Origin of the sequence: Nostoc sp. NMS7 (assembly GCF_017115085.1) — a bacterium.
Taxonomy (GTDB): Bacteria; Cyanobacteriota; Cyanobacteriia; order Cyanobacteriales; family Nostocaceae; genus Nostoc.
On record NZ_JABXKJ010000030.1, the window covers coordinates 38,512 to 49,306 of the forward strand.

General features: G+C 41.6%; 10 protein-coding genes and 1 pseudogene. 3 read left to right on the forward strand and 8 right to left on the reverse strand.

Going from position 1 to position 10,795, the window contains the following annotated elements; translation table 11 throughout:
* Window positions 1–71 precede the first annotated feature (71 nt).
* From HWQ38_RS02325 to HWQ38_RS02355, 7 genes are all read right to left on the reverse strand, one after another.
* Window positions 72–437, reverse strand: a complete 366-nt coding sequence (locus tag HWQ38_RS02325) for a hypothetical protein (RefSeq protein WP_292789698.1) — start codon at window positions 435–437, stop codon at window positions 72–74.
* 124 nt (window positions 438–561) lie between these two features.
* Window positions 562–930: a hypothetical protein gene (locus HWQ38_RS02330; RefSeq protein WP_292789699.1), complete on the reverse strand. Its 369-nt coding sequence runs from the start codon at window positions 928–930 to the stop codon at window positions 562–564.
* 93 nt (window positions 931–1,023) lie between these two features.
* Window positions 1,024–1,935, reverse strand: coding sequence for a type I restriction endonuclease (locus tag HWQ38_RS02335; RefSeq protein WP_292789700.1), 912 nt, complete (start codon window positions 1,933–1,935; stop codon window positions 1,024–1,026).
* 194 nt (window positions 1,936–2,129) lie between these two features.
* Window positions 2,130–3,440: a nitrogenase iron-molybdenum cofactor biosynthesis protein NifN gene (nifN, locus tag HWQ38_RS02340; protein WP_292789701.1), complete on the reverse strand. Its 1,311-nt coding sequence runs from the start codon at window positions 3,438–3,440 to the stop codon at window positions 2,130–2,132.
* The gene (nifE, locus tag HWQ38_RS02345) at window positions 3,440–4,900 is read right to left on the reverse strand and encodes a nitrogenase iron-molybdenum cofactor biosynthesis protein NifE (protein ID WP_292789702.1); all 1,461 of its coding nucleotides are present in this window, start codon (window positions 4,898–4,900) and stop codon (window positions 3,440–3,442) included. The genes nifN and nifE overlap by 1 nt, the downstream gene beginning before the upstream one ends.
* A gap of 383 nt (window positions 4,901–5,283) precedes the next feature.
* The gene (nifH, locus tag HWQ38_RS02350) at window positions 5,284–6,240 is read right to left on the reverse strand and encodes a nitrogenase iron protein (RefSeq protein ID WP_292789703.1); all 957 of its coding nucleotides are present in this window, start codon (window positions 6,238–6,240) and stop codon (window positions 5,284–5,286) included.
* Window positions 6,241–6,705: 465 nt separating this feature from the next.
* On the reverse strand, window positions 6,706–7,953 hold the full coding sequence (locus tag HWQ38_RS02355; protein ID WP_292789704.1) for a substrate-binding domain-containing protein: 1,248 nt from the start codon (window positions 7,951–7,953) through the stop codon (window positions 6,706–6,708).
* 607 nt (window positions 7,954–8,560) lie between these two features.
* Here HWQ38_RS02355 and HWQ38_RS02360 point away from each other — a divergent pair.
* Both HWQ38_RS02360 and HWQ38_RS02365 read left to right on the forward strand, forming a co-directional pair.
* Window positions 8,561–8,779, forward strand: coding sequence for a hypothetical protein (locus tag HWQ38_RS02360; RefSeq protein ID WP_292789705.1), 219 nt, complete (start codon window positions 8,561–8,563; stop codon window positions 8,777–8,779).
* 182 nt (window positions 8,780–8,961) lie between these two features.
* A complete protein-coding gene (locus HWQ38_RS02365) occupies window positions 8,962–9,867 on the forward strand; it encodes an MvdC/MvdD family ATP grasp protein (protein WP_292789706.1) in 906 nt (301 codons plus the stop codon).
* Between the two features lie 52 nt (window positions 9,868–9,919).
* Here HWQ38_RS02365 and HWQ38_RS02370 read toward each other — a convergent pair.
* Window positions 9,920–10,089, reverse strand: a pseudogene (locus tag HWQ38_RS02370) (IS4 family transposase); the annotation flags it as partial.
* A gap of 121 nt (window positions 10,090–10,210) precedes the next feature.
* Here HWQ38_RS02370 and HWQ38_RS02375 point away from each other — a divergent pair.
* On the forward strand, window positions 10,211–10,795 hold a 585-nt coding region (locus HWQ38_RS02375), incomplete at its 3' end, for an N-acetyltransferase (protein ID WP_292789707.1).

A 10,795-nucleotide genomic window follows, 5' to 3' on the forward strand; every position in this document is an offset into this window, starting at 1 on the left:
GGTTAGCACGAAAAAATGTGAAACACTACTGCCTTGGTTAATACCAAATTTTCGCCTATTCACCTACTTGGCTAGGTTTGATCATCTGATGTTTCTTCAATCTCCATTTCCCAAGCTTCTCCTTTATGATCTGGTGAAAAAAGCTGAATTTTGGCTTTGTTGGAAAACTGCTTCAACTTTTTGATGAACTGGGGAATAGCATCGACAATATGCAGATAACTTTCTATGTCATAGCAGATAATGACTAACATCAGAGGACTAGTATTTATCTTGAAATACCAGTGACAATTTGATAGTAAGACTCGCATAATTGGGCCGCAGGCTTGATAAAATCGCCTGCAAGTAGCTTCTTCTAATTGCCTGTAGAATAACTCGTTAAGTATAGGTGCTCCAGTTGGAGGCAAATCATCTGCGGGAAGGGGGGACTTATTCATCATCAATAATTAGGAATTGGGAATTATTTAGTCAAAAAATACAAGCTTTCTCCGTGTTTTAATTACGCTATCTTTGAGCAGATGGCGCGACAACTATTTTCGTAGTTGCAGAAAAGAAGTCGGGTTTTCATAGCAAGTATTCTTGTTCTTGGGTTGCAAGCCATTGCAGTTCTAACCACAAACGAGGATCTGTCTGCTTTACCTTCGACATCGGATCTCGCAGCAGATGCGTAGCATTTAGGCAGACCACTTCAACTAATCCCGCATATTCTGCTACTTCCCTAAGTATAGATATCTGGGCTTTGACAGCAGCAATCAAATTGTCAGGGCAATAAATAGTGAAGTATGGCAGAAAGTGAACACGAGGTCTTCCCCAATAAGACTCGATAAGTTTAACATGACAGTGTTTTAGCAATTCCTCCACTTGTGGGAAAGAATGAGCAATAACCGTTTTGAATTCTTTGACTAGCTCTTGTTCATACCAACTTGTGTTCATAGTTAATAACTTTCATACTGAAAGTAGCAATTGGGAATTTTTAATTGTGATTTAGGTTTCTACTAATTACTGATAACTCAGCATTTACTAGCCTTAGCACGAAGATTTTTTCGGGTACTGTATAGTACAAAAAGGTCGGCGAAGCAATTTTTTACTAATGCTGGTTTCGTTCTCCTCAAACACTATCAAGTGCAATACTTGCTCTAGGAAACGCCGTTTGTCAAAAATGCCTTGAATCATCACCTCTAGTTCAGTTACGCCCTTGGCAGGAAAATCTTCTCCATCAATCGTGCGCCAGGGTAAAAACTCCTGCCAGTCTGAGGTTAATGTACCAACTCGTGCCCGACTTCCATAAGTAATAACTAGGAATGTATTGTAGTCAAACAGCTTTGGTATTTGTTCAATGTAGGTCTGAATTCGCTCTTTACCTTCTTTGAAAGTCGCCTGTTTATCACTTGGCTGAATCGAGACAATAACTGCCAAGGGTAAACCATTGATAAAGACAACTACATCAGGACAGTGAGCATAACTCCCTTCAACTACAGTCAAAGGATGAATAGCTAACCAATCATTGTTCAATAGATTAGACGTATCAATGAGCGACACAAAGTCATGAACTATTTCTTCGTTATATAGGTATTCAACTTCCACACCATTGGTCAATAATTTGTGAAAACGACGGTTATTTTCCAGCAAGTTGGAACTCGGAATGCAAGTAACCTGCTCGATAGCTGCGGCGATCGCCTCATCAGGCTTTTTCGGGTTAATTTTCTGCAAAGCACTATAAAGGCGCTGATACAAAACCACATCACTATAACTACTCCGCCCGATCTGATGCTTACCCAAAGCAATATCTGGCTCTAATAAAACTGTGTAGCCAATCACCTCAAACCAAGTGAGCGCATATGGTGTAATGACAGATTCTCTAAGGTCAAAACGGCAGCGAAGTTTTCTTGTAACACGACTCGCTTTGGCAGTTGTTTTTTTTAGCTGTGTTGGATTCATGAAAAAGACTTAAGTTGAGTCAATGTAGAAGCTCGCGCCTAGCTTGCTGACATTGGTTGGTATATTCACTAATGGACGTATACGGCTTTTCAGTAACTATCAAAGCTGAACTTAATCGGCAAGATTGTATCTAGTGATACATTTTACCAATAATATTGGTAAAATTGTCATAAACAGTTAGAATTTCGTCTGTATTAATGCTTAACCTTCGTTTCCTCTTCTAAAAACAGGTTGCCAATATCAAATAAAAGCTGCATAGTACCTCGATAGCCAACCTTGGTGAACTGACCATGATCTAAGCGGTCAAAAATGGGAATCCCTTGACGATAGAGAGGAATTTTTAAGCGTTGAGCGATCGCAACTCCATGAGAGTTGGTAATTAGCAAATCAGATCCAACCGCCAGGTGTTCAAAGTCTTCCAAATCGCCGATAGTAACGCTAGGAATCGGAAGTTTTTCTAACAGAGGAAAGCGTGTTGTTGTCACTGCTGAGTGAATCTCAACTCCTAGCGATCGCAAAAAAGCAACTGTTGACCAAAGTAAATCTGGTTCCAACGCCAAAGAAACTCGTTTGCAACCAAAGTAAAAGTGATTCTCCAACATCACAAATTGCAACTGACGGCGTTGACGGCGGTATTTCTCCGGGACACTGACACCACTGATATCCGTCAATACTTGCAGGAATTTATCTACTGCTGCTAGTCCCGTCAGTTCACCAAATACCTCATAAGGTATATTGAATCTCTGCTCCAAAATTTGCGCTGCACGCCGCATACTATCACCTAGCGCCAAAGTGAATACAGAACTGCCAATTGAGCGCAACTGTGCTGCATTTGTGCCATTAGCTGTAATCGCACTAGAGGAATTTTCTATAGAACCATCTAGTACGCCAGAAAGGTCAGGTACAACAATAGGTACAAGTCCAAAGGAAGTTACAATCTCTTTAATTTCCTGTACATCCCCTGGTGTGAAGGCAGAACTCGCCAAAATAGTGATTTGTGTGGGAGAAGCGTCTTGCTTAGAACTTTTTTGGGGGATTTCCCTGACTATGCTTTCAACTGCACCAGCAAAGCCATCTTGTAATGTACCTTTGAAATCTGGTGTCGAGACAAGCACAATTGGTAGATAATCTAGTTCTGGGTGACGGTGGCGAATCTCCTTAACAAAGCGCCCCATGTCATCACCTCTGGTTTCCACGAGTCCAGTGCTACAAAGACCGATAATTTCTGGTTTGGATCTCTGCACTAAAGTCAAGATTGCTTGTTCAACTCTTTCCTCGCCACCCAAAATGGTTGCAACTTCTGTCATCGCCGTACTAGAAAGGGGAATCGTCTGACGGAAATGTTGTACTAATACTGCCTTAGTCAAAGCAGTACAGCCTTGAGAACCGTGTAATAAAGGCATGATTCCCTTCAATCCCAAAAAGGCTAAAACTGCACCTACAGTTTGGCTTTGCTTCAGGGGATTAACTGCAACTGATGTACTCGTAACGCTAATAATCGCCATTAGATTTCCTCCTCTTGAGAAGATGAGGGGGATGAGGAAGTAATTTCTCCCCCATCTCCCCCATCTCCCCTATCTCCCTCATCTCCCCCATCTCCCTCCCACGGGGCTGGCTGGTATACTTGCTCCCACACAGGGTTGTAAAAAGCGGCATATAGTTCTCGTGCTACCTCTAAGATTCCTATATAGCCTGCATAAGGATGGTTGCGTTCTTGATTAATATCTAGGAATGGAATCCTAGGCATAAGAGAGGTGTCTTGATGGCGTTTATCAGCAATTAACATATCAGCTTGATTTTCGTTAATTATCTGGAGGATTTCTTCAGGACTATTTTGTTCTAGAATTATGCCATCCTGACCCAGCAAACTTTTGACTCTAATTTTATCTTCCTCACTATTATTCTTAGTAAGAATAGCAATAACTTCCATCCCCAATTTCTGAGCCGCAAAGATAATCAACCAACTCTTGAAACTTCCAATAGAAAGGATAATGCGCTTACATTGTAATCGAGTGATATACAGAGAGAGTTTTTCATCTATTGCAGCAGTTTCTTCTACAATTAGCTTTTCTGTACGTGACTGCAAATCAGGATTACCTAACTTTACGGCAATATTCCTTAAACACTGATTGATTTGCTCTATGCCATAAACAGACTCTTCAATATAGGGAATGCCATATTTTTTCTCCATGCTTTTTGCCATGTTAATTAGTGCTTTGGAGGAGAGTAGCACGTTCAGCTTGGCACAATGGGCATAACAAACTTCTTTATAGATAGCATCGCCTGTAATTTTTGCCAAAACTCTAATACCTAATTTCTCCAATAAGGGTAGAACGTTCCATATTGCACCTGCGATGTTATGTTCACCAATTAGGTTGATGTCATAGGATGTACTAGTGTCTGGCTCAGCTGTTCCAATAACGTGTTCTAGCAACGCTTCACCAGCAACACGGTTGCCTAAATTTTGGTTCCCAATAAAGCCAGGACAATGTACAGGGATAGTGGGTATTCCTGTTTTCTCGGTGGCATTTTTGCAAACTCCTTCGATATCATCCCCAATCAAGGCGGTAATGCAAGTGGAGTAAACAAATACCGCCGCAGGTTTGTAGCGTCTTTCTAATTCTAAAATGCCTTTGTACAGCTTTTTGGCTCCACCGAAGATGATATCGTTCTCATCGATGTCGCTGGTAAAACGTATCTTGTACAGCATCGAATTAGAAGAAAGACTGCTGTAACTTCCCCAAATACTGGCAGCACAGCCACTTGACCCGTGGACTACATGAGCAGCGTCAGTGATTGGTACTAGAGTAATCATTGCACTATCAAAAGCGCAACTCCCTTGAGTAGTTCCAGGTTGTGGTAATTGTGTGGAGGACTTTTTTTTATGCAGTTTCTGCTGCTGAGGAGCATTTTCAGAATTGAAGTCACTGAGCGAATCGTTAATTTTTTCTGGGGTGGGATTCATTTGTTTGGTGACAATAGGTAGAAGTTATTAGGTGTTAAGTGAATTTCAAAAGGCTTTGATATGATTTTCATTTATTAACCGTGTATCTAAAGGATGGAATAAAAGGGAATAAGAAAAATAGTTTTCCATTCCCTAAAACATAAACACCAACTAGGTTAGAGAAGGAGAAAACAAAAACACGAACTAGACTATTAAAGTATTAATGTTGCTGTCTAGACCTTAATAGATTAGTGTTAGCACGGTGAATTGGAAACAAACAAAAGTTAAGATCGGCTATTGGATTACCTCCATTTTAAAGGATTGATGAAAGGGTGGGCTATTTTTGCCCACCTGATATTTACTCTGTATTTAGCACCGAAGTCTAAATAAGAACCTGACTTCTTCTAGCTACCGGAAACTATTTCTACGTTTCCTTTTTTCACTGCTTCTAGTGCTTCGCCTTGAGCGTCTTCTAGCTTTTTAGCAGCATCTGCTTGGCTAATCATTTTTGCAGCATTTTCTTCACTTTCAAGGATGCCGAACTCAATCAACAAATCTTCTAGCTCATCCATCTCGATGGGTGTGGGAACGGTAAGATTTGTATTGCCGATAATCTTGTCCGCTAATGTGCGGTATTCATTAGCTTGTTTACTGTCAGGTGCATACTCATTCACGGTCATCCGGCGCAGTTCGGCGTGTTGCACGATATTGTCACGCGGGACGAAGTGAATCATGTGGGTATTCAATCTGGCTGCTAGAGTGCTAATCAGTTCGTCTTCCCGATCAGTTTGACGGCTGTTACAAATCAGACCACCCAAACGCACGCCACCAGTGTGAGCATATTTGAGAACGCCACGAGCGATATTGTTAGCTGCAAACATCGCCATCATTTCACCGGAGGTAACGATGTAGATTTCTTGGGCTTTACCTTCACGAATTGGCATAGCGAAACCACCGCACACCACGTCGCCCAATACGTCGTAGGATACGAAATCTACATCTGAGTAAGCGCCGTTTTCTTCGAGGAAGTTGATGGCGGTGATGATACCCCGACCGGCGCAACCTACACCAGGTTCTGGCCCCCCTGATTCTACGCATCTGATATCCCGGAAGCCAGTGATTACGACTTCTTCGAGTTCGATATCTTCTACAGCGCCCCGTTCAGCAGCTAAGTGTAACACGGTGGTTTGGGCTTTACAGTGCAGAATCAATCGGGTAGAGTCAGCCTTGGGGTCGCAACCCACAATTAAGATGCGTTGACCCTTTTCCGCCATCGAGGCGAGGGTATTTTGGGAGGTAGTAGATTTACCGATACCACCTTTACCGTAGAAAGCAATTTGTCTAATTTTTCCGTCGGACATGATGATTAATCCTGTAATTGTTTGTTTGCTGGGTCTGTCGGTTTATGAGGCGATCGCGCTGTAAAATTACAGCAGTGACCTTATGTAGAACGTCGTTGGAGGTGCTCGTTCTACAGCAAAAAGAGTCCGAAGAAAGAACATATTCAAGTTGTGGTCAGTTTTCGTTGGTCATTAGTCATTGTTTTTTCTGACTAATGGCTAGAGCAATAAGACATCACTCAAAAAATATTGCAAGTATTACCATCCGCTCACTCAAATGATTTCTCTGGCGGTAGTAATACCAATTGGAAAAAAGAAAGCTACAGATTCCAAGCCGGAAACTCAAATTGAAATCCGAATTACGAATTGAGCATTATCAGTTGTTGTAATCCTCTGAAGGTTGCTCATACCTAAAGAGTGGTTGCAGCAGGATTTAAATTTACGCCAAGTTTCCCTAAATCACACAACCAACCATTGCAATCCACTCTAAACAGTCGCTACAACTTCCCCAATTTTGCTGATATCGTAACCGCCAAGAATTTCAAATTGGGAGTGAACCATCCGATGTCCCAAAGTACTGAGTAACTGCTGTACTGATGCTTCTTCTAAATATTCCTTGAGAATCACCAAATCATATCGTGACTGATGTAAAGGGATAAATCCCAGCCCAAAAGCGGTAGCTATAGATGCCGTACTCATCCCAGCATCGGCAACTCCTCCGACTACAGCTTGGGCAACATCTTGGTGACTTTTGAGTATATTGTCAAAGCCCTGAACAGCATCGAACGGTATCTGTTCGTTTTTGAGTGTTTGTTCCAAAAGCATCCGACTACCAGAACCTATTTCGCGGTTAACAATAGTCGCTCCCCCAGCAACTAAGTCACTAACTGTTCTAATTCCCATTGGGTTCCCTGACTTTAATAAAAGTCCCTCCTCCCAGACACCAAGGGTAATCAGAACTGCTTCCCTCCCAGCCAAAACATCTCGAACAAAGGGAGTATTATACTCACCAGTTTCAGGATCATACAGATGCATCCCAGCAATGTGCGCCTCACCTCTGCATAAACTGTGCAATGCAGCCATGCTATTGGCGAAGTTATATTGGACTCGCAGTTGGGGATGCCAGCGTTCGGTGGCTCTTGCCCATAGTGAAATCACAGGGGCACAACCAGCAATCACAACGGTGTTGTGAAGTGTGTCGAGATTATCGTCTAGTAGCCTGACTCGAACTTTATTTGTACCTTTTTGGCTAGTACCTTCACCCTTCGGGTTCAGCAGTTTGCTTATGCCGGGGAACCCGTCCACCCTTACGGGTTCGCCACTCCCTACAACGGGGGGAACCCCCGCAACGGGGTGGCTCACCGCAACTGCTTCACCGTCAGCCGGAATCATGTCTTGGCGAAAAGCATCCTTACCAATCAAGGGATAAGCTATCCATTGTCCTCCTACACGAGCCATGCTAACTCGCAGTTGCTGACCATTAGGGACAGGCTTGGCAAGAACTGCTTCAACTTCAGGTAAATCTCGCTCTAACCAGAATAGATCCTCTACTTGACAGCCAAGCGCTTTAGCCAAGCGAAGTGTTATGGCAACTGAGGGAGCATATTGTCCCGACTCTACACCACTAATTGTCTGACGAGTCACACTAGCGATGTTAGCCAAATCTTGTTGGCTCATGCCTAAGCGAGTTCTAATGGACTTCAAGTTATTACGGAGGTCACTATCCTGCTTCATTGGCTTTGTCTGTTGGTTTCAAAAAGCCGTAGCGGATTTAAACATTGCATCTGCCAAGGCGAAAGTCTGGTCTTTGACGGCATGACTCTGCTTTCGCTGTCTTGATTCCCCATATAAAAAGACTATCACATCAATTGCAAATTTGCTTGCCAAGCGCAAATTATTTTTGCGACTGGTTGCTTTTTACCTTTAGAATTGCTGTTGATAACTAATATATGGCGATCGCTAGTTGCAGTACACTAGGGGATTTTTATAGTACCAGTGTACTGCTTTGTCACAAGCGATGCCGAAGGCGGCAAGCTACGCACTTCCTACCCGTCCCCTAATCCCCGACAGCAAATTTCGGGATAAATCCAGCCAGCACTCTACAGCCGCCTAGAATCGCAAAATCAATCCCACCTATAAGCTAAATGGGGTATTGGGGAAGTGCGATCGCTCATCTCGTGGGGTCATTCCCCAAAATCGGATTGCTGCCTTTATAAAGTTATATAACTTTTTGCATTATTTATAACTAATAAGTTGACTGCTACTATACGAACTGTTTGTGGCTGATTACAACGTAGCCATAAAAAATCAATTATTTCGGACTATCTACTTACACGGAATTATGAAACATCCATTTGATCTAAAAATTTCTGAACTCGAATCTGTTGATTTAAAGATTACAGCTTTAAGCGATGACGAAGCTAATCAAGTTTGTGGTGGTTTCGCAACTGTTACCAAAGCTGTAGGTGAAGAAGGTGGTAGGCTTACTACCCAAGCTCTGGGCGAGGAAAGTGGTAGGTTTACTACCCTAGCTCTGGGCGAGGAAGGTGGTCTCTCTTAACCCAAAAATTTTTGAGTTAAAACCTTGAATAACTGCCTTAAATCTAGCTGGCTGATGACAGCATAATATCTGGAATGCTGCGTTCCATATATTATGCTGCACTTTTATTGCAATACTTTGCCACCAAATTGGCAAAGTATTGTTATTGAGGAATTATTTTTCTAAAAAATTACTATTTTGAGATGAACATTTTAATTTTAGGTAATTCTCAAGATGCTCATGCATTAGCCATGCAGCAAGCTCTTACTAAGGCAGGAGCGACAGCAGATTATTTCGATACTTATTCTTTCCCAACTCAATTAAAAATATCTTGGAAGCCAAAAACACAAATAGGAAGTTTAATATTACCTCAAGGAGGTAAGTTAGAAATTGGAGAAATACATAGTGTTTTCTGGCGAAGTTTTTCTGGTGTTTATGTGCCGGTTTTAAACAATTCTCAGCAGCAGGACATTGCGATCAATGATTCAATGAGTACTCTGCGCTCTTTCATGCAGGCTTGTCAGGGACGTTGGGTAAATTCCTGGCAAGCGTACCAGCTTCATAAAGAAAAACCGATACAACTAAGTATGGTGAACAATATAGGGGTTTCAATTCCACAGACTCTTGTCAGTAATGATCCAGAACAAATTATTCACTTTACTGACTCTTTAGATAAAGCTATCTTTAAGCCTGTCTATGGAGGCACATATACTAAATTAGTAACAGCAGAGCATCTAGACCCAAAAAGATTGAGTTTAGCACTACGAATTTCTCCGGTAAAGATACAAGAATATATTCCTGGTACTAATATTCGTAGCTATGTAATTGGTGAGTCAATTTATGCTGCTGAGATTCGCACTAGTCAGTTAGATTTTCGCCTAGACGAAAAAAGTGAATTGATTCCATTAAAACTACCTTCTTCGATTCAAAAGCAATGTTTAGACATTGCAAAAGTATTGATGTTGGAGTGGACAGCCATTGACTGGCGTCTAAAACCTAGCGGCGAATATGTTTTCCTCGAAGCAAACCCCAGTCCAATGTTTTTGCATTTTGAGGAAAAAACAGGTTTTCCCATTACTCAACAGTTAGTTAGGCTATTAATGCAGTAGCTCTGGTAAAATTCTTAATCAGCCAAGCCTGTTACTGGGCATGGGTGAGAAGTTAAGGCTTTATAACAGTTGTCAAGGGTATCTGATAAGATGCTTGAAAGAAAAACTGGTCAGAGCGGTGCTGTTTCTAAGAAAAGGGTGCGACAATTAATTTAACATTCGGTTCTCGTTGCTGTTTAACAATTCCAAATCTTGATTTTCAGGAGATGCAAAACACTTAACCCTTTTCCATATATACAGCGCTTCCCGCTATTATGCAATACAGTTTTTCTCCTTGCCCTTCTCCTAGCGTAGCTTTCAGCTTTGAGGATAGACCTCATAGCTGCCGTAAGTGGTGTAACTTATGATTGAAATCAAACCTTTATCAAAACCAACTCTGACAGCAGCTATTGATTTGGCAGATAAAGTATTTCAATATCAGATATGGTCGGAAAAGGCAAGCTGGGTTTTTCAATTGAGTTTGATGCATGGTTATTTCCCAAAGTTATTATTGGCATTGCTAGGCATCAGTTGGTGTCGTTATTGGGTAGCAGTTAATTCACAAGCAGATGTTTTAGGTATTACAGGACTATATACTAGAAGTGGAAATTCAGAAACTTACTGGCTAGGTTGGACTTGCGTAAATCCTGAAGCTAGAGGACAGGGAATTGGCGCTAAATTAGTCGATTTTGCTATTAGTCAAGCCAAGAATTCACCCGCTAATTATCTCAAACTTTATACTTCAGACCTTCCAGATTATGTAATCGCGCGTCAGTTATACGAACGACGAGGATTTGAACTAGTTCAGGAGGTTCTAGAAAAGCATAAACAAACGACTTTTAATATTTTGTCAAAAGTGTTGAATGTTAAGAGAAATCCGATAAAAACAGCCCAAAATATGTTAAATTTTGGGCGGAAGATTAAAGTATATCTATTTGATAGTGATGAT